At 67.2% G+C, this 19917-nt stretch carries 16 protein-coding genes; 7 read left to right on the plus strand and 9 right to left on the minus strand.

Translation table 11 applies throughout. The features are described from left to right. Position 1 precedes the first annotated feature (1 nt). Entirely contained in the window at positions 2-1171 is a 1170-nt protein-coding gene (gene lptF / locus ASF08_RS18075; RefSeq protein ID WP_056148089.1) for an LPS export ABC transporter permease LptF, read from the minus strand. A gap of 238 nt (positions 1172-1409) precedes the next feature. Between lptF and ASF08_RS18080 the strand changes: the two genes are divergently transcribed. The 4 genes from ASF08_RS18080 to msrP all read left to right on the plus strand — a co-directional run bounded on the left by ASF08_RS18080 (position 1410) and on the right by msrP (position 6588). Then, positions 1410-2906 (plus strand): leucyl aminopeptidase, encoded by a 1497-nt coding sequence (locus ASF08_RS18080; protein WP_018044861.1) that lies wholly within the window; start codon positions 1410-1412, stop codon positions 2904-2906. A 74-nt stretch (positions 2907-2980) separates the two neighbouring features. Beyond that, the gene (locus ASF08_RS18085) at positions 2981-3682 is read left to right on the plus strand and encodes a hypothetical protein (RefSeq protein ID WP_162238972.1); all 702 of its coding nucleotides are present in this window, start codon (positions 2981-2983) and stop codon (positions 3680-3682) included. A 104-nt stretch (positions 3683-3786) separates the two neighbouring features. Next, complete coding sequence (locus ASF08_RS18090) at positions 3787-5490, plus strand: AMP-binding protein (protein ID WP_056148095.1); 1704 nt, start codon at positions 3787-3789, stop codon at positions 5488-5490. Positions 5491-5631: 141 nt separating this feature from the next. After that, positions 5632-6588 carry a protein-methionine-sulfoxide reductase catalytic subunit MsrP gene (gene msrP, locus ASF08_RS18095; RefSeq protein ID WP_056148098.1) on the plus strand — a complete coding sequence of 319 codons (957 nt, stop codon included), beginning with the start codon at positions 5632-5634 and terminating at the stop codon, positions 6586-6588. A gap of 12 nt (positions 6589-6600) precedes the next feature. Here the strand turns inward: msrP and ASF08_RS18100 are convergent, their stop codons facing one another. The 6 genes from ASF08_RS18100 to carB all read right to left on the minus strand — a co-directional run bounded on the left by ASF08_RS18100 (position 6601) and on the right by carB (position 14417). Next, positions 6601-7491 carry a LysR family transcriptional regulator gene (locus ASF08_RS18100; RefSeq protein ID WP_026176123.1) on the minus strand — a complete coding sequence of 297 codons (891 nt, stop codon included), beginning with the start codon at positions 7489-7491 and terminating at the stop codon, positions 6601-6603. Between the two features lie 232 nt (positions 7492-7723). Continuing rightward, complete coding sequence (trxB, locus tag ASF08_RS18105) at positions 7724-8698, minus strand: thioredoxin-disulfide reductase (protein WP_056148101.1); 975 nt, start codon at positions 8696-8698, stop codon at positions 7724-7726. Positions 8699-8712: 14 nt separating this feature from the next. Then, positions 8713-9741 carry a mitochondrial fission ELM1 family protein gene (locus ASF08_RS18110; RefSeq protein WP_018044855.1) on the minus strand — a complete coding sequence of 343 codons (1029 nt, stop codon included), beginning with the start codon at positions 9739-9741 and terminating at the stop codon, positions 8713-8715. Between the two features lie 34 nt (positions 9742-9775). Continuing rightward, entirely contained in the window at positions 9776-10312 is a 537-nt protein-coding gene (locus ASF08_RS18115) for a hypothetical protein (protein ID WP_056148102.1), read from the minus strand. A 17-nt stretch (positions 10313-10329) separates the two neighbouring features. Next, a complete protein-coding gene (greA, locus tag ASF08_RS18120; protein ID WP_187273304.1) occupies positions 10330-10806 on the minus strand; it encodes a transcription elongation factor GreA in 477 nt (158 codons plus the stop codon). Positions 10807-10931: 125 nt separating this feature from the next. Beyond that, on the minus strand, positions 10932-14417 hold the full coding sequence (gene carB / locus ASF08_RS18125) for a carbamoyl-phosphate synthase large subunit (RefSeq protein ID WP_056148105.1): 3486 nt from the start codon (positions 14415-14417) through the stop codon (positions 10932-10934). A 317-nt stretch (positions 14418-14734) separates the two neighbouring features. On the opposite strand from carB, the gene ASF08_RS18130 reads away from it, so the two are divergent. Beyond that, the gene (locus tag ASF08_RS18130; RefSeq protein ID WP_026176119.1) at positions 14735-15175 is read left to right on the plus strand and encodes a pseudoazurin; all 441 of its coding nucleotides are present in this window, start codon (positions 14735-14737) and stop codon (positions 15173-15175) included. A gap of 51 nt (positions 15176-15226) precedes the next feature. Here the strand turns inward: ASF08_RS18130 and ASF08_RS18135 are convergent, their stop codons facing one another. Both ASF08_RS18135 and carA read right to left on the minus strand, forming a co-directional pair. Then, positions 15227-15604: a hypothetical protein gene (locus ASF08_RS18135; RefSeq protein ID WP_056148109.1), complete on the minus strand. Its 378-nt coding sequence runs from the start codon at positions 15602-15604 to the stop codon at positions 15227-15229. Positions 15605-15806: 202 nt separating this feature from the next. Then, positions 15807-17045, minus strand: coding sequence for a glutamine-hydrolyzing carbamoyl-phosphate synthase small subunit (gene carA, locus ASF08_RS18140; protein WP_056148118.1), 1239 nt, complete (start codon positions 17043-17045; stop codon positions 15807-15809). Between the two features lie 227 nt (positions 17046-17272). Here carA and ASF08_RS18145 point away from each other — a divergent pair, with 227 nt between their 5' ends. Next, positions 17273-17734, plus strand: coding sequence for a GatB/YqeY domain-containing protein (locus ASF08_RS18145; RefSeq protein WP_027174501.1), 462 nt, complete (start codon positions 17273-17275; stop codon positions 17732-17734). A gap of 144 nt (positions 17735-17878) precedes the next feature. Beyond that, positions 17879-19810, plus strand: a complete 1932-nt coding sequence (gene dnaG / locus ASF08_RS18150; RefSeq protein WP_082473270.1) for a DNA primase — start codon at positions 17879-17881, stop codon at positions 19808-19810. The last annotated feature ends 107 nt before the right edge of the window (positions 19811-19917 follow it).

Consider the following 19917-nt stretch of genomic DNA (forward strand, 5'->3'; position numbering starts at 1 on the left):
CTCACCCGTCGCCGAGGCGCGGTCGACGCATCACGGCGCGGCCGAGATTCGAGAGGGTCCTGGAGACGCGCGCGTTCCAGTCCCGCACCGCGGCACCGTTGAAGACGATCAGGCAGGAAATCGCCAGCGCCAGGGCGGGGGCGGCGTAGATCGCGACGACGGCGCCCTGGCTTCGCACCGCCGCGCTGCTGGCCGCGAAGCCCGCGATGCGCAGGACGATGACGGCGACGACGGCGCCCGCCATGGCGAGGCCGCGCCCCTGGCGCGTGGTGCGCGGGTCGCCGAGTGCCGCGAAAGCGATGAGGGTCAGGGCGAGCGGGTAGAGCCAGGCCGAGAGCCGGTCGTGCACTTCCGCGCGGAAGCGGCCCTTCTGCGACTGGTAATAGGTCTCGGTCGTATCGGGGAAGAGAAGCTGCGCCGTCGACCGTTCGCGCGGCTTGTAGACGGTCTCGCCGTCCGGGGGGGTGAAGGCCGCGAGGTCCACCGTGTAGCGCTCGAAGGTAATGATCGAGGAATCCCGAGAATCCTTCTGCTGCCGGTGGATGCTGCCCTTCTCAAGGGCGAGGTAGCTCTGGCCCTCGTAATCCACAGCCTGACCCTGCTCGGCGAGATAGACCACCGTCTTTCCGGCCTCGCGCTTGTCCTGGATGAAGATGCCCTGCAGCGTTCCGCCCGGGCCGCGCTCGCGGAAATGGAAGGTGATGCCGCTGTCGAGCTCGGTGAACTGGCCCTCCTTCACCACGTTCGCGATGAAGTCGCCGCGCACGCGGGTCAGCACGTCGCGCAGTTCCTGGAACGAGGACGGCATCACCTGGATGGTGAGGAAGGCGACGCCGGCGCTCACGATGAGCCCCAGTGTGAGGAACGGGCGAAGGATGCGCCGCGGCTGCATGCCGGCCGCCGACATGACAATGAGCTCGGAATCGCCGTTCAGCCGGTTCAGGGCGTAGACCACGGCGATGAACAGGGCCACGGGCGCGATCACGGTGATCAGCGTCGGCACCGATAATCCGGTGATCAGGAAGAAGACGATGAGGGTCTGGCCCTTGGCCGTGATCAGGTCGAGTTCGCGCAGGGCCTGCGTCACCCAGATCGTGCCCGTGAGGCCGATCAGGCAAGCGAGGAAGGCCCCGGCCGCGATCCTGAATATGTAGCGCTCGATCTGCGTCATCGGATCTCGTGGCGGGCCTTACGCGCGGCTTGCGTGGGACGCGTCCCACGGGCCTTCCTCATGCCCCCCGGCATCGCACCCGTCCACCGATGTCGATCGCCTTGGGGCGCTTCAAATCAGGCGCTTTCGCGGCGGCCGGATCGCGTTGCGTTCTTCGCATCAACGGGTACACAGGGAGCGTCGCGGCGCCGTGTGTCGGGCCGCACGGACCAATTCAGACCTTCGGAAAGCGTGACTTATGGCGGACGGTATCACGATCGCATTCGGGCCGCTCGGCCCGGTCGGCCACGGCGACATCGTTCTCTTCGTCGGAGATGATCTGGCGCTTTCGCCCACGGTCGCGCAGGCCCTTGGCCGCGGCGCGGCCGACCTGCTGGCGCGCGCCGCCGCGAGCGAGCGGTTCAAGGGCAAGTCGCTGACGTCCCTGGCACTCCCGGCCCCCGCCGGGATCGATGCCGACCGGCTCCTCGTCATCGGCCTCGGTTCGGAGAAGGACCGCGCCAAGATCGATTGGCCGGCTCTGGGCGGCTATGCGGCCAGCAAGGTGAGCGGCCGCCAGGCCCATGTCGCCCTCGATTGGCCCGGCTCCTCGGTGAGCCCCGCGAACGCCGCCGATTTCGCCCTCGGCGCGCGTCTGCGCGTCTACAGCTTCGACCGCTACAAGACGAAGAAGAAGCCGGAGGGCGAGGAAGCCCGCGTCACCGCGCTCACCCTCATGGTCGCCGATCCCTCGGCGGCGGAGGCGGCTTCCAAGGTCTCGGAGGCCGTGGCCGGCGGCGTCCTCCTGGCGCGTGAACTCATCAACGAGCCGCCGAACGTTCTCTATCCCGAGGAATTCGCGCGGCGCGCCGAGGAACTGACCAAGCTCGGCGTCGAGGTCGAGGTTCTCGGTCCCGGCAAGCTCGAGGCCCTCGGCATGGGAGCGCTCCTCGCCGTCGCGCAGGGCTCGACGCGTGAGGCCCGCGTGGTCGTCATGCGCTGGAACGGCGGCGACGATGCCTCGGAAGCGCCGATCGCCTTCATCGGCAAGGGCGTCTGCTTCGATTCCGGCGGCATCTCGATCAAGTCCGCCGGCGGCATGGAAGACATGAAGGGCGATATGGGCGGCGCCGCCTGCGTCGTGGGCACGATGTTCGCGCTTGCCTCGCGCAAGGCGAAGGTCAACGCCATCGGCGCCATCGGCATCGTGGAGAACATGCCGGACGGCAACGCTATGCGCCCGGCCGACATCGTCACCTCCATGTCCGGCCAGACCATCGAGATCATCAACACCGACGCCGAGGGGCGCCTCGTCCTCGCCGACGTGATCTGGCATGTGCAGAGTGCCTACAAGCCGAAATTCATGATCGATTTGGCGACCCTCACCGGGGCGATCATCGTCGCCCTCGGCCAGGACATCGCCGGCATGTTCTCCAACGACGATGCGCTCGCCGCCAAGATCGCCGCCGCCAGCGAGGCCACCGGCGAGGCGGTGTGGCGGATGCCGCTCATCCCGGCCTACGACAAGGCCATCGACTCGAAGTTCGCCGACATGAAGAACACCGGCGGGCGCCATGGCGGCGCGGCCACCGCCGCCTCCTTCATCAAGCGCTACGTCAACGACGTGCCGTGGGCGCATCTCGACATCGCCGGTGTCGCGATGTCGTCGAGCCCCAGCGAGATCAACCGGAGCTGGGGCGCCGGCTGGGGTGTGCGTCTCCTCGACCGGCTCGTGCGCGACAATTACGAGGCGTGATGGCATCCGGCGGCGCGTCCGCGGTGCTTGTCCCGGCCGCCGCCTCTCCTCCCACAGCCGCGATACTGTCTGTCATGGCTGCGGCACTTCCGGTCATCGCTGCGGTGCTCGCGGTCTGCGCCACGGCCCTCGCCGGCCTGAGCCAGGCCTCGGCGCTGCCGCCCGATCTGGCGGCGCGGTTCTACGGGTTCTTCCTGCTGCAATACCCGCTCTTCACCTTCGCGCTGATCTACGCTCTCGCGCGGATCGTCGCGATGGCGGCGACGGGCACGGCGTCCCTGCCCAGGCGCATCGCCGGGGCCTTGGCGGGGGCCGCGCTGCTCCTCGCCCTCGGCCTCTATCCGACCTTCGGCGGTCTCGTTCTCCGGGCGGGCTTCGCCACCGGCGGCATGACCTTCCTCACCTACCAGCCCATGAATGCCGCCTTAGCGATCGGCGCCGCGGCGTCGGCTTTCGTCTTCGGGTCGGCCTTGGCCGTGAGCCGGATTCTGATCGGCGGTGGTGCGTCCGCCCCGTCATGGGGCCGCCGCCTCGCGATCGGTCTCTTCCGCTGCGGAACGGGCTTTCTCGCCCTGTGGTTCGCCTTCGCGGTGATCGGGCAGGCCCATCCGGCCGGTTTCGGGCCATGGCCCCGCCGCGCAATGTCGGCCGGCGAGGCAGGGATGGGCATGTCTCTGGTTCTCGCCGCGTTTCTGCCTCATGCCATACTGGTCTGGCTGGCGCTTCGTGACAGATCGCGTCGGAAGAAACCCGATACACTCTCCGTTGCGGATTGATCCGGTGACAGAGTCGTCGAAAAGATAGTTTACATATGAACGAACGCGGCACCAAGCCGCTGCGCGGATAACAATCTGCCGCGCACATCAGAGGGAGGATCGAGATGATCCAAGGCACGGCCCCCGGGCCGGTTTCCGTGCGCCCATGGCTCTCCATGTATCCGCCCGGCATACCCGCCGAGATCGACGTCGCCAGCCCGCGCACCCTCGTGGACATCCTGCGCCTCAGCACGACGGAATGTGCCGCCCGCCCGGCGATCCGCTGTTTCGGCAAGTCCATCACCTATGCCGAACTCGGCGCCTCCGCCGACGCGATCGCGGCCTGGCTGGTTGCCGAAGGGTTCGACAAGGGCGACCGGATCGCCGTGATGATGCCGAACGTGCCGGCCTATCCGGCGGCGATCTACGGGATCCTCCTGGCCGGCTGCGTCGTGGTCAACGTCAACCCGCTCTACACCCCGCGCGAACTGACGGTTCAGATCAACGATTCGGGGGCTCGGGCGCTCTTCGTCCTCGAGAATTTCGCCCATACCGTCGCCAGCGCGGGCGCCGATATCGATCTCGACCGCATCGTCGTCGCCGGACCGGGCGACGGGCTCGGCCTCAAGGGGCGGATCGTCGATCTCGTCTCGCGCCACATCAAGAAGGCGGTGCCCCCCTATCGTCTGCCCGAGGGCAAGACGCTGCGCTTCGAGACGGTCCTGCGCCGCGGCCGAAGCCTGCCGAAAGCGTCGGTGTCGGTCGGGCCGCAGGACCTCGCGTTCCTGCAATATACGGGGGGGACGACGGGCGCCGCCAAGGCCGCCATGCTGACCCATGCCAACGTCGTCGCCAACGTGGCTCAGTGCCGGGTCTGGTTCTGCGTGTCGGAAACCGACGGGGTCGACCGGGTGATGGTCACGGCCCTGCCGCTCTATCACATCTTCGCCCTCACCGGATGCTTCTTCCTGTTCATGAGCATCGGCGGATGCTGCCTGCTCATTCCCAATCCCCGCGACGTGGACGGGTTCGTGAAGACCCTGAAGGGCAACCGCTTCACCCATTTCTCCGGGGTGAACACGCTGTTCAACCTGCTCAACAACCATCCGAAGATCGCGGAGGTGGATTTCTCCAGGATTCATTTCGTCATCGCCGGCGGCATGGCCGTGCAGGCTCCCGTGGCGGCCAGGTGGAAGGCGATCACGGGCAAGTCCATCGTCGAGGGCTACGGGCTTTCCGAAACCTCGCCCGTGGTCTGCGTGAACGACCCTCGGGCGGATTGGACCGGCACGATCGGCTTCCCGGTTCCCTCCACCGATGTGGCGATCCGCGATGCCGAGGGCAGGGACGTCCTACCGGGCGAGCCCGGCGAGCTCTGCGTGCGCGGCCCGCAGGTCATGGCGGGCTACTGGAAGCGGCCGGACGAGACCGCGCGGGCGACGACCGGTGACGGCTATTTCCGCACCGGCGACGTGGCAATCCTCCAGGCGGACGGGCAGGTGCGTATCGTCGACCGGATGAAGGACATGATCCTGGTCTCGGGCTTCAACGTCTATCCGAACGAGGTGGAGGAGATCCTCGTCGGCCATCCCGGCGTGCTCGAATGCGCCGTTATCGGCACGCCATGCGAGGAGACCGGCGAAATGGTCGTCGCGCATGTGGTGCTCAAGGACAGCAGCGTCGGCGTCGAGGCGCTGCGGACCTACGCGCGCCAGCAGCTCACCGGCTACAAGGTGCCGAGGCGCGTGGTCTTCCACGACGCGCTCCCGAAGACCAATGTCGGCAAGGTGCTGCGCCGGGCCCTGCGCGACGCGGCGCCGCGCCCCTGACGAGCCCGCCGATGTAACCGGCGACGGCGTCTCGCCGAACGGTGACGATAGGCCCCGCTTGCACGGATGGGCGGCGGGGCCGATCTTCGTGGGACGAGGCCGCCCTGCGCGGCCATCCCTATCCTTGTTCGAGGACGCCACATGTACATCAAGCGCCGTAGCGGCTGGGAAATGCCTGAGCGCCTCGCCACGCCCGAGAGCGTGTTCCTGAACCGCCGCGCCTTGCTCGGCGGCGCCGCCGGCCTCGCCGCGACGTCCCTCGTGGGCGTCGAGGGCGCCTTCGCCGCCGCCGACCCGACGAGCGGCCTCTACCCGGCCGCGCGCAACGAGGCCTATACGCTGGACCGTCCGCTGACGGCCGAGAAGTTCTCGGCGGATTACAACAACTTCTACGAGTTCGGTACGTCCAAGACCGTGCTGCCGGCGGCCAACGCCCTGAAGACCCGGCCCTGGACCCTCAAGATCGACGGCTTGGTCGAGAAGCCGTTCGAGATCGGGATCGACGATCTCGTCCGCAAGATGACCCTTGAGGAGCGCCTCTACCGCCACCGCTGCGTCGAGGCCTGGTCGATGTCGGTGCCCTGGACGGGCTTCCCGCTCTCGAAGCTCGTGGCCCTGGCAAAGCCGGCATCGGGGGCCAAGTACCTCCGCATGGAAACCTTCATGGACAAGTCCATGGCGCCGGGCCAGCGCTCGTTCCTGTATCCCTGGCCCTATGTGGAAGGGCTGACGATGGAGGAGGCCAACAACGATCTCGCCTTCATCGCCACGGGCATCTACGGCAAGCCGCTGGCCAATCAGTTCGGCGCGCCGATCCGCCTCGCGGTGCCGTGGAAGTATGGCTTCAAATCGGTGAAGTCGATCGTGAAGCTGTCCTTCGTCGCCGAGCGGCCGAAGACCTTCTGGGAAGGACTCCAGGCCTCGGAATACGGCTTCTGGGCCAACGTGAACCCGGCGGTCTCACATCCGCGCTGGAGCCAGGCCTCGGAGCGTGTGCTGGGCACCGACCAGCGAGTGCCCACACTGATCTACAACGGCTACGGCGAGCAGGTGGCCGGGCTCTACAAGGGTCTCGAGAACGAGCGCCTGTTCGTCTGAGCGGGCTTCCGGTCAATAGGTCCAGCGCTGGGCCTTGGCCACGAGGAAGTCGCGGAAAGCCTGCACCCGGGCGACGGAGCGCATCTCCTCGGCATAGACGAGATAGCTCTCCATATGCGGCATCTCGACGTCGCGCAGCACCTGCATGAGGCCGGTCTGCCCCTCCACGGCGTAGTCGGGGAGGATGCCGATGCCGGCACCGGTCTCCATCGCGTTCTGCAGGGCCGCGATGTTGTTCACCGTGAAGTGAATCGTCCTCCGTTCCTGGCCTTCGCGGCCCACCGTCGAGAGCCAGTGGGTCGCCAGCAGGTAGGACGGCTCGTTGCCGCCGAAGGACACGAGGCGGTGGTTGTCGAGATCCGCGATCGCCTTGGGTTCGCCGAACCGCTTCACGTAATCGGCCGAGGCGAAGGCATGGTAGTGGACCGTGAACAGCCGCCGCTGGATCAGGTCGGGCTGGGCCGGGCGCCGCATCCGGACGGCGACGTCCGCTTCGCGCATGGCGAGATCGAGTTCCTCGTTGGTGAGGATGAGTTCGACGCGCACGTCGGGATAGAGGTCGAGGAACTCGGCGACGCGCTGGGCGAGCCACGAGGTGCCGAGGCCCGTCGTCGTCGTCACCTTGAGGTCGCCGCTCGGCCGCTCGCTCGTCTCCACGAGACGCGCCCTGGTGTTCTCCAGGCGCAGCTTCATGTCCCGCGCCGCCCGGAATAGCAGGTCGCCCTGCTCGGTCAGGATGAGGCCCCGCGCATGGCGGTGGAAGAGAGGGGCCTTCAACTCCCGCTCGAGGGCGCTGATCTGCCGGCTCACCGCCGATTGGCTCAGGCCGATATCGTCGCCGGCACGCGTGAAGCTGCCGGCTTCGGCGACGTTGAGGAAGATCCGGATCTTGTCCCAGTCCACGGCGTCCAACCCCCTCACGCAGCCCCGTGCCGATAGCCGGTCGCCCGATGCCGGACCCTGTACGGTCAGGCATCGGCCCTTGCCGTGTCTCGGCGTGCCCGGCCGCCGTTTCATTCGGTTCGGCCGGGCAACATGGGACGCCGAGCCGATGAAACTCGGCTCGTGCTGGTTTTAGGACAACGATCTTGCGATTAGGTTGATGCCCGACGCAAGGCGCCGAACAAAGATTTCCCTATTCCGCTGCAGCCTGCTGTGGGGTTTCGCCGAGTTCGAGGGCCGCGATGTACTTTTCGGCCTCCAGAGCCGCCATGCAGCCCATTCCTGCCGCGGTGATCGCCTGCCGGTAGACATCGTCAGCGACGTCGCCGGCGGCATAGACGCCGGGGATCGCCGTCTCCGTCGTGCCCGGCTTCGTCTCGATGTAGCCGCCGTGACGCATGGCGAGTTGTCCCTCGAAGATCCCCGTCGCCGGCTGATGCCCGATTGCGACGAAGACGCCGTCCGTCTTGAGCTCCGTGATCGCGCCCGAGCGCACGTCCTTCAGGCGCAGATGCGTGACCGAAGGCGGTGACTGGGTGCCACAGATCTCCTCGATCGCGTGATGCCAGACCACTTCGACGTTGGGATGCTTGAACAGGCGCTCCTGGAGGATGCGCTCGGCACGGAACTCGCCCCGGCGATGCACCACCGTGACCTTCGCGGCGAGGTTGGCGAGATAGAGCGCCTCCTCGACGGCGGTGTTGCCGCCGCCGACGACCACCACCTCCTTGCCGCGAAAGAAGAACCCGTCGCAGGTGGCGCAGGCCGAGACGCCGAAGCCCTGGAACTTGGCCTCGGAGGGAAGGCCGAGCCACTTCGCCTGAGCGCCGGTGGCGATGATGAGGGCGTCGCAGGTGTAGGTCTCGCCGGAATCCGCCTCCAGATGGAACGGTCGCGCCTGCAGATCGACCTTGGTGATGTATTCGGACACGATCTTGGTGCCCACATGCTCGGCCTGGAGCCGCATCTGCTCCATCAGCCACGGACCCTGGATCGGGTCGGCGAAGCCCGGATAATTCTCGACATCGGTGGTGATCATGAGCTGGCCGCCGGGCTGGAAGCCGGAGATCAGCAGCGGCTCGACCATGGCGCGGGCGGCATAGATCGCGGCGGTGTAGCCGGCGGGGCCTGAGCCGATGATGATGAGCTTGGAATGGTGGGGGGCCATGGTTCGGACGTCTCCTACGGCCGCGGCGCAGGTGCCAGCCCGGCGCGGTGCTCGACAAAGGCACGGGCCAGAGCTTCCGCGATGGCCGGTGTCGCGTCGAGGGGGGTGTAATGCAACTCTTCCAGACGACCGGTGAAGGGCTTCAGGGCGCCCGCCATCGCCAGTCCGGCAAAGAGCCGCCTGTGCCGGATGTAGGTCTTCGGGAGATCGAAGAGAAGCACCGGCGCACCGCTGCTCACCGCTTCTCCCACCATGTTGGCCGAATCCGACGTGACCACGATGGCGTCGGCGAGGGCGAGCAGGGAGACGTAGGGGTTCGCCCCCGAGCCGTCCCAGAAGAAGCCGCCCTTCTCCGCGACAAGGCGCTGGAGCGCCGTCCGCAGGGGAGGCGGCGTCCGGCGGGACACCGTGAGCATGAGCGACGATCCGCCATCGGCGAGTTTCGTCAATTTGGCTAGCAGCCGCTTCATGTCGGCGGAACGATAGCTGAGATGGCGGCTGTCGCCGCCGATCAGCACCGCGACGCGAGGCTTCGGCAGTTGCATCAGGCGCGGGTCGGGGGAACGGCGCGCCGCCGCCAGCCGCGCCGCCGTCACCTGATGCGGCGCCGTCAGGGTCGTGAACACGTTAGGCCCGCGAAGGTCGTCGTAATCCGGCACCCAGATGAAATCCGCGGTGTCGTGGCCCGTCCGGGGATCCTTCAGGAAGGCGGTGAAGGTCCGGCCCTTCGACGCCTTGCGGATCGCGCGGAGATAGGGAACCGCGCGGCGTCCCGAGGCGATCACGATCTCGGGAAACGGGCCGGCCAGGGCGCCGCCGCGATGACCGGGTCGGTCGCGCGGGTCGATCGGTCCCCAAGGGGCGAGCCAGCCGAAGGGGGGACGGGGCGTGACGCGGTGGATCTCGAAATCGAGGCCGAGGGTTTCCGCGAGGCCGATACACTGGTTCTCGTCACCGGCTTTGCCATCGGTGACGATCCACGCTCCCACATGAGCTAGATCGGGGGCATGGCCGGTGCCGAGTTTCTCTCCAGCAGATCGCATCACGCCGGACGCTCCCGATATCGACATGGCGGCGTCAGTTCGACGGAAATGCCCGGCGCAGCCAGCCGGCATAATGCTGTGCGATCGCGGCGACGCGGCGACGTTCCGAATCCGGATCGTACCACGCCCCGCCCGAGCTCGACGGCAGCGCGGAGAGCTGCGGATGCCGGGCCAGCACCTCGCCGCGTCGACCGACGATCAGGGCTTCCCCGTCGAGATAATCGGATTGCGAGCCGCCGCCGAAGCCGCTGCGGCCTCCTTCGCTCCCGGTATAGGGCCGGAGCGACAGGCTCTTGATCCTCACCACCAGAACCGGTCCGGCGCCCCCGATCCTGTCCGCGAACTCGCGGTTCAGCGCGCCGAGGAGATCGTCACGCAAGGCTTCCGCCGGGGCGCCGCCGCCTTCCGCCAGGAGCGGTCCCACATCGACGCGGATCGCCGACAGCCGCGTGGCGCCGAAGGACGACAGACCCTCGGCCAGGGCAGGGGACGCCATGGCCAGGACGGCGACGAGGCCGATCCATGCCCGCCGCCGGCCCGTGACGGACCGGCGAAATACGGTCTGGCGCATGCTCGAAGCCTCGGGCGTCAAACGCCGTACTGGACCGCGACGACCTCGTAGGACTTGCCGCCGCCGGGGGTCGTCACCTCCACCGTGTCCCCGACGCCCTTGCCGATGAGGGCGCGGGCGATGGGGGAGGTGATCGAGACCAGCCCCGAACGGACATCGGCCTCAGGCTCGCCGACGAGCTGGTAGGTCTTCTCTTCCTCGGTATCCTCGTCGACGAGCTTCACCGTGGCGCCGAACTTGATCTTGGTGCCCGACAGCTTGGTGACGTCGATGACCTCGGCCCGGGCGATCATGCTCTCGAGTTCCATCACCCGCCCCTCGTTGTGGGACTGGGCCTCTTTGGCGGCATGATACTCGGCATTCTCCGAGAGGTCGCCGAGCGCCCGCGCTTCGGAGATGGCCTGGATGATGCGCTGACGCTCCACCTGCTGGCGATGCTTCAGCTCGGCTTCCAGCGCAGCGAACCCGCGCACCGTCATCGGAACCTTGTCTATCGTCATCGTCTCGCGCCACAATGAATAGGCCCGGTCGGGAGCGGGACGCTCCCTCCGGGCCAGAGTAAGATGGTCTTGAAGCTTGGCATCTGCCGTGTCCGTCAAGACGGACACCACATCAAATGTTAAGCCGCGAAGTATTCCTGCAAGGCGCGCACCTGGAGATCACCCTCGAGATAGGCCTTGATCCCCTCGGCCGCCGCCATCGCTCCGGCTAGAGTGGTGTAGTACGGCACTTTATGCAAGAGGGCCGCCCGGCGCAGGGAGCGCGAGTCCGCCAGGGCGCCTGCGCCTTCCGTCGTGTTGAACACGAGCTGGATGTCGCCGTTCTTGATCGAATCGACCACGTGCGGCCGGCCCTCCAGGACCTTGTTCACCCGCTCCGTCGGGACGCCGTTCTCCAGGAGGTAGCGCTGCGTCCCGCTGGTGGCGACGATGACGAAACCGGCCTCAGACAACTCCCGGATGGCCGGCAGGATGCGGGCCTTGTCGGCGTCACGGACCGAGACGAATACCGCGCCGCTCTTCGGCACGAGGGTGCCCGAGCCGAGCTGGCTCTTGGCGAAGGCGACGCCGAAGCTCGAATCGAGGCCGATGACCTCACCGGTGGAGCGCATCTCCGGTCCGAGCAGGACATCGACGCCGGGGAAACGGGCGAAGGGGAACACGGCTTCCTTGACGGCGATGTGGTCGAGAACCTTGGGCTCGAGCCCGAAACTCGCGAGCGGCTCGCCCGCCATGACGCGCGCCGCGATCTTGGCGATGGACTCGCCGATGACCTTGGCGACGAAGGGCACCGTGCGGGATGCCCGTGGGTTCACCTCCAGCACGTAGATCGCGCCGTCCTTGATGGCGTATTGCACGTTCATCAGGCCGCCGACCTGCAGGGCCAGCGCCATCGCCCTGGTCTGGCGTTCCAGCTCGGCGATGGTCTCCGGCGAGAGCGAGCGCGAGGGCAGCGAGCAGGCGGAATCGCCCGAATGGATGCCGGCCTCCTCGATGTGCTCCATGATGCCGGCGATGTAGACGTCCTTGCCGTCGCAGATGGCGTCCACGTCGATCTCGGTGGCATCCGAGAGATAGCGGTCGAACAGGAGCGGGTTCTTGCCCAGCACCGTGTTGATCTGGCCGGTCTTGTCGTTGGGGTAGCGCGATTTCACGTCCGACGGGATCAGGCTCGGCAGGGTGTCGAGGAGATAGTCGGCGAACTGGACCTCGTCGCGGATGATCGCCATGGCGCGGCCGCCCAGCACGTAGCTCGGGCGCACCACGAAGGGCAGGCCGAGATCGGAGGCCACGAGGCGGCTCTGCTCGACGGAATAGGCGATGCCGTTCTTCGGCTGCTTCATCCCGAGCTTGTCGAGGAGCCGCTTGAACTGGTCGCGGTCCTCGGCGAGGTCGATGGCGTCCGGTGAGGTGCCGAGGATCGGCACGCCGGCCGCTTCGAGGGCGCGGGCGAGCTTCAGCGGGGTCTGGCCGCCGAACTGGACGATGACGCCGTGCAGCGTGCCGGCCTGCCGCTCGGTCTCGATGATTTCGAGCACGTCCTCCTGCGTCAGCGGCTCGAAATAGAGCCGGTCGGAGGTGTCGTAGTCGGTGGAGACCGTCTCCGGGTTGCAGTTGACCATGATGGTCTCATAGCCGGCCTCGGTGAGCGCGAAGCAGGCGTGACAACAGCAATAGTCGAACTCGATGCCCTGGCCGATGCGGTTGGGTCCGCCGCCGAGGATGATGACCTTCTTGGCGTCGGTGGGCTGCGCCTCGTCGACCACGGCGCCGGCGAAGGGCGCCACGTAGGTGGAGTACATGTAGGCGGTGGGCGCCTTGAACTCGGCCGCGCAGGTGTCGATGCGCTTGTACACCGGGCGGACGCCCAATGCCCGGCGGGCGGCGCGGACGCTGTCCTCGTCGGTCTTGGCGAGCACCGCGAGGCGGGCATCCGAGAAGCCCGCCGCCTTGAGCTGGCGCAGGGCGCCGGGTGTGGTGGGGATGCCGTGGGCCTTGACCCTGTTCTCCAGGTCGATGATCGCCTGGAGCTGTTCGAGGAACCACGGATCGATCTTGCACGAGGCGTGGACCTCGTCATGGCTGACGCCGAGGCGGAGCGCCTGACCCACCTTGAGGAGACGGTCCGGGGTCGGCGTGCCCAGGGCCGCCTTGATGGCATTGTGGTCGTCGCCCTTGCCGAGCCCCTCGATCTCGATCTCGTCGAGGCCGGTGAGGCCGGTCTCCAGGGAGCGCAGCGCCTTCTGCAGCGACTCGGCAAAGCAACGGCCGATGGCCATGGCCTCGCCCACCGATTTCATCGCCGTGGTCAGCGTCGGCTCGGCGCCGGGGAACTTCTCGAAAGCGAAGCGCGGGATCTTGGTGACGACGTAGTCGATGGTCGGCTCGAACGAGGCCGGGGTCGCGCCGCCGGTGATGTCGTTGGCGATCTCGTCGAGGGTGTAGCCCACCGCGAGCTTGGCCGCGACCTTGGCGATGGGGAAGCCCGTGGCCTTGGAGGCCAGCGCCGACGAGCGCGAGACGCGCGGGTTCATCTCGATGACGATCATCCGGCCGGTGGCCGGGTCGATGGCGAACTGCACGTTCGAGCCGCCGGTCTCCACGCCGATCTCGCGCAGCACCGCGAGCGACGCGTCGCGCATCACCTGATATTCCTTGTCCGTGAGCGTCAGGGCTGGGGCCACGGTGATGGAATCGCCGGTATGGACGCCCATCGGATCGATGTTCTCGATGGAGCAGACGATGATGCAGTTGTCGTGTCTATCGCGAACGACCTCCATTTCGTATTCCTTCCAACCGAGGACGCTCTCCTCGATCAGGACCTCGTTGGTCGGCGAGGCGTCGATGCCGCGCTCGACGATGTCGAGGAATTCTTCCCGGTTGTAGGCGATGCCGCCGCCGGTGCCGCCCATGGTGAAGGAGGGGCGGATGATGGCCGGGAGGCCGACCTCGGCCAGCGCGATCAGCGCCTGCCCGATGGCATGCTCGCCGTAGCGCTTGCGCCGGTCGGACTCGCCCGCGTGCCACTTCTTCTCGAACGCGGCGAGGGCGGCCGGGCGAGCGGCCTCGTCGGTGGAGGTCTCGATCCGGGCGATCTCGGCGAGGTACTTTTCGCGATCCACCTTCTTGGCGGCGGACGCGTTGGCGACGGCCGATTTCGGCGTTTCCAGGCCGATCTTCGTCATCGCGTCGCGAAACAATTGCCGATCCTCGGCCTTGTCGATGGCCTCGGCCGTGGCGCCGATCATCTGGACGTCGAATTTTTCGAGTATGCCCAGCTTCTTGAGCGAAAGGGCGCAGTTCAAGGCCGTCTGGCCGCCCATGGTCGGCAGCAGGGCGAAGCCGCCGGGAAGGACGTGGCGCTCCTTCTCGATGATCTTGGCGACGATCTCCGGCGTGATCGGCTCGACATAGGTCGCATCCGCCATGTCAGGGTCGGTCATGATGGTCGCCGGGTTCGAATTGACCAGGACGATCCGGTAACCCTCCTCGCGCAGCGCCTTGCAGGCCTGCGTCCCGGAATAGTCGAACTCGCAGGCCTGCCCGATCACGATCGGACCGGCACCGATGATGAGGATCGTGGAGAGGTCGGTGCGTTTCGGCATCGGGCGCCTTGGCTTGCGGACGCGCGCATCCGTCAAGCGCGGCGCCACAATCTGGAGCGGGCCGGATATGGACGCGAGCGGCGTGAATGATCGTTAGCGCTCGCGTCTACACGCGGCGGGAGGGTTTTGGAAGAGCGCCGAGAGGCTTGGCGTCGATTGTGCCCGCCCCGGAGGGCCGCCGGTCCGTCATCAAGGACAATCAAACTATAATAACTATAAATCTAAGAAGATACGAAATATTGCGCCCTCCATGGAGACGTGTAATTGAGACGATCGGCGCCTTGTCGATCTCGAACAAGACTAAATCGAGGATAAGAATGATAAAGCTAGGAACGCTCGTGGGCACGCTGGCCCTGTGCATCGCCGCCGGCCCAGCCGCTTTCGCCGCCGAGATCACCGTGAAGACCCTCAACAGCGGGCCGGGTGGTATGATGGTCTTCGACCCTGCCTTCGTGAAGTTGGCGCCGGGCGACAGCATCAAGTTCGTCCCCCAGGACAAGGGGCACAATGCCGAGCTGATCAAGGGCATGGCGCCCGAGGGAGCGGAGACCTTCAAGACCGTCCTGGGCAAGGAGGAGGTCGTCAAGTTCGACAAGCCCGGGGTCTACGGCATCAAGTGCTCGCCGCATTACCTCATGGGCATGATCGCCGTGGTGGTGGTCGGCGACAAGCCGGAGAACCTGGAGGCGGCGAAGGCGGTGACGCACAACAAGCTCGCCGCCAAGCGGTTCGAGCCCCTGCTCGCCCAGGTTCAGTGACGTGAGAGAGGAGGCGGCGCCAAGCCGCCTCCGACCTCCCGCGTTGTGCCGTCAGAGGCCGATATAGAGGGCGGCCACCGCGCGATCGATGGAGAGATAGAACACGCCGAAGGCCACGGCGGCGGCGGCGGCGAATTCGAGGGCGACGTTGGGCAGGGTCTGCGAGCGGCGCAGGATCTCGCGGCCGAAGAACAGGCTGAGCCAGGCGATGGTGAGGACGACGGGCAGGACGAACAGGAAGGACCAGGTGCTTTCGACGGTCTGGGCGCCGCCGGTCGGGTCGATGAGCGCGCGGATGTTGCGGACCCAGGGGGCGTAGCAGGCCGAATACAGGGCGGTCATCCAGGAGAGGGCGACACCCACGCCGAGATGGAACGTGAAGACGCGATGCAGGCGTGAGAAATCATCGCGCGCGTCGTCGAACGTCATGTGGAAAACCCCGTGCTCATGGCAGCAGGACGATCGTTGCGGCGTCGTCACCGTGCCGATCGTCGTTGGCTTCGGGGAGTGCCGGTCAAAGCCGGGTTTTTTGTGACGGGCGCGGGAACCATTTCGCGAATGCCCCGGCGGCGATCCGCCAGGGCTCGTTGGAAGGCGCAAAAATGCGCCCGGCGCGGTGAGCGATACGGCCCTACGCGGCGGTGGTGGGGGCCGTCTCCGCCTTGCCGCTGCGCATCAGCGCCACGAACCGCTCGAACAGGTAGTGGCTGTCGCGCGGACCCGGCGAGGCTTCCGGGTGGTGCTGAACCGAGAAGGCCGGGCGGTCGGTGAGGGTGAGACCGCAATTCGAGCCGTCGAACAGCGAGATATGCGTTTCCACCGCCGTTTCGGGCAGGCTGGCCGGATCGACGGCGAAACCGTGGTTCATCGAGACGATCTCGACCTTCCCCGTGGTCTTGTCCTTCACCGGGTGGTTGGCCCCGTGATGGCCCTGAGCCATCTTCACGGTGCGTCCGCCGAGCGCCAGGCCCATGAGCTGGTGTCCGAGGCAGATGCCGAAGGTCGGCACCTTCTCGTTCAGAAGCTCGCGGATCACCGGGACCGCATATTCGCCGGTGGCGGCCGGATCGCCGGGACCGTTCGACAGGAAGACGCCGTCGGGCTTCATCGCCATGATCGCGGCGGCGGAGGTGGTGGCGGGCACGACGGTGACATCGCAGCCGGCCTCGGCGAGCAGGCGCAGGATGTTGCGCTTCACCCCGTAATCGATGGCGACGACCTTGAGGCCCTCGCCGATCTGGCGGCTGCCGTAGCCGCCCTTCACAGCCCAGGTCGTCTGCGACCAGTCGGACGTCTCGCGGCTCGTGACGGGCGGGACGAGGTCGAGACCCTCCATCGGGGCGAGGGCGGCGGCGCGTGCCTTCAGTGCCTCGCGGTCGAACCGGCCCTCCGGATCGTTGGCGATGACGGCGTTGGGCATGCCGTGGTCGCGGATGAGGGCGGTGAGCGCCCGCGTGTCGATCCCGGTGATGCCGACGATGCCGCGTGCCTTCAGCCAGGCGTCGAGATGGCTCGACGAGCGCCAGCTCGACGGGTTGGTGACGGCCGAGGCGATGACCGCGCCGCGCACGCCGGAGGCGGGGGCCGCGTCGAGGCTCTCCAGGTCTTCGTCGTTGGTGCCGGTATTGCCGATATGCGGAAAGGTGAAGGTGACGATCTGGCCGGCATAGGAGGGGTCGGTGAGGATCTCCTGGTAGCCGGTCATCGCCGTATTGAAGCAGACCTCGCCATCGGCGGCCCCGGTCTGGCCGATGCCGAATCCTTCGAGGACGGTGCCGTCGGCCAGCACGAGGAGGGCTGTCGCGACGGGCTCGGCCCAGGGTGCGGGCGTGGAGGAGGATTGCGCCGGGGCGCCTTCGTCTTGCAGCATCGTCGCGATCTCGCTTATGTCCGGCCGACCCATCGACGCCGGTGCGACGGCGCGTGCGGGTGGCGCATTGTGCGGCGCTCATAACGAGCGGGCCGTGATGGGGTCAATGTGGCCCCTGTTCCCGACCGGCTCAACCACCTCGGTCGGCCGATCACAGCAATTCGCAGACCATCCGGGCGTCGAGCCCAGCTATGACATTCCGCCAAGGCGATTTTCAGGAGACGACCATGCTGCGCGCGCGCCTCACCACCGAGATGAAGGAGGCCATGAAGGCCGGCGACAAGGCCAAACTCGCCACCGTGCGGATGATCCAGGCCGCCTTGAAGGACAAGGACATCGAGGCCCGTGGCCTCGGCAAGGAGCCGGCCTCCGAGGAGGAAATCCTCGCCCTGCTGCAGAAGATGATCAAGCAGCGCAACGAATCGGCCGGTGTCTACGACCAGGGCGGTCGCCCCGAGCTCGCCGAGACCGAGCGGGCCGAGGCCGCGATCATCGCGGGCTACCTGCCCCAGCAGATGGACGAGGCCGAGACCCGCGCCGCCATCGAGGCCGCCGTGGCCGAGACCGGCGCGGCCGGCCCGAAGGACATGGGCAAGGTCATCGCCGCCCTGAAGGGCAAGTTCGCCGGCCGGATGGATTTCGGCAAGGCGAGCGGTTTGGTCAAGGACGTGCTCAACGCCAAGGCCTGAAGGCCGGCATCCATCGAACGGACGGTGATGAGGCCCACTCGTCACCGTCTCGTATCGAGGCGCGAGGGGCGGATGCGTCGAAGCGTTCGGGACTCCTTAAACGCTGTAGGCTAGACTGCCGGCCTGCAAAGGTCTGGTTCACCCGTGCGTTACCCACCCCACATCCTCGAAGAGATCAGGGCGCGGCTTCCCGCTTCCGACGTGGTCGGGCGGCGCGTGCGGCTGAAGAAGGCCGGCCGCGAGTGGCGCGGCCTGTCGCCGTTCAATTCGGAGAAGACCCCGTCCTTCTACGTCAACGACCAGAAGCAGTTCTATCACTGCTTTTCGTCCGGCAAGCACGGTGACGTCTTCACCTTCCTGATGGAGACCGAGGGCCTCAGCTTTCCCGAGGCGGTGGAGCGCCTGGCCGGGGAGGCGGGGGTGACCCTGCCCGCGCCCAGCGCCGATGCGCGGGAGATGGAAACCAAGCGTACCGGCGCTTTCGAGGTCATGGAACTGGCGGCCGCCTATTACGAGGACCAGCTCAAGGGTCGCCTCGGCACCAGCGCCCGCGCCTATCTCGACCGGCGCGAACTCGGCCCCGAGATCCGCTCGCGTTTCCGGCTCGGCTACGCCACGTCGGAGCGCTACGGACTGCGCGACCACTTGGCCGCCAAGGACGTGGACAAGGAGCTGATGGCCGAACTCGGCCTGCTCGTCAGCGGCGACGACATCGCCGTCCCCTTCGACAAGTTTCGCGACCGGGTGATGTTTCCCATCACCGACAGCCGGGGCCGGGTCATCGCCTTCGGCGGGCGCGCGATGCAGGCCGACGCCAAGGCGAAGTACATGAATTCGCCGGAGACCCCGCTCTTCCACAAGGGGCAGGTGCTCTACAACCTGCATGGCGCCCGCAAGGCGGCCCATGATCGTGGGACGATCATCGCCGTGGAAGGCTATGTCGACGTCATCGCCATGACCATGGCCGGACACCCGAACGCCGTCGCCGGCCTCGGCACGGCCTTGACGGAGGAACAGCTGGCGCTGCTCTGGCGCCATGCCGACGAGCCGATCCTGTGTTTCGACGGCGACGGCGCCGGCCAGCGCGCGGCGTTCAAGGCCCTCGACGTGGCGCTGCCGGGGCTGACGCCGGGCAAGTCGCTTCGTTTCGCCCTCCTGCCCGAGGGGCAGGACCCCGACGACCTGCTCCGCTCGGCCGGCGCCTCGGCCATCGACCGGGTGCTCGACGGAGCCCGCCCCCTCGTGGAGGTGTTGTGGTCGCGCGCCACCGAATCGACGCCGACGGATACGCCCGAACGCAAGGCCGGCCTCGCCAAGAGCCTGCGCGAGATGGTCGCCTCGATCCGCGACGAGACGGTGCGGCGGTTCTACAAGGACGAGATCGAGGGACGCCTGCGCGCCCTTTCTCCCGGAGGCGGTGGCGGTGGCGGTGGCCAGCGCCGGACCGGCTACGAGCCCCGGAGCGGAGGAGGCTCGACGTTCCAGCGCAAGCCGAGGCCGGGAGACCCGCCTCCCTCGCCGCGAATCACCACGAAGTTCAATCCGCTCTTCGCCGGGTCGACGAACTCCGGCGGGACGGCTATGTTCAGGGATCGCGAGGCGATGATCGTCTCCAGTCTGCTCGCCCACCCGGAATTGTTGGGGATAGAAGCCGAGGATCTTGCGGCTCTGGAACTCGACGATCCCGACGCGCAGGCGCTGCGGTCCCTCCTGCTGGACCAGGCGGCGGACGCCGATCAGCCCGATGTGGAGGTTCTGGAGAGCCGATTGCGAAGGGCGGGGCTGGACGGCGCGGCCACGCGTCTTGCGACCCATGTTCGTCCGGGAGACCGCTGGACACTCGATTCGCATGCGGATCGGATGCGTCTGGAAGACGCATTGCGTCAGGCCGTGATCTTGCACCGGAAGTCTGGCGCGCTAAATAGCGAACTTCGCGCTGCCGAGAGAGCACTGGCCGAGGAGGGATCCGAGGCCAACTTCGCTTGGCTATGCGACGTCAAGGAACGTATGGCCGTGGTCGCAGGGGCGGAGGCGGACGCCGAAGTGCCAGAATCGGACGATACGGCGGCCGCGTAACCGCGACGAACCGAAATTTAGGGTGCCGCTTGCGGCACATGGTTAACAGTCGGTCAAGCGTAGCGCTTGTAGACCGGGATATGAGATATCGACGCGGTCGCCTCGTG

It is taken from the genome of Methylobacterium sp. Leaf85, assembly GCF_001422125.1.
In the GTDB taxonomy this organism is placed as follows: domain Bacteria; phylum Pseudomonadota; class Alphaproteobacteria; order Rhizobiales; family Beijerinckiaceae; genus Methylobacterium; species Methylobacterium bullatum.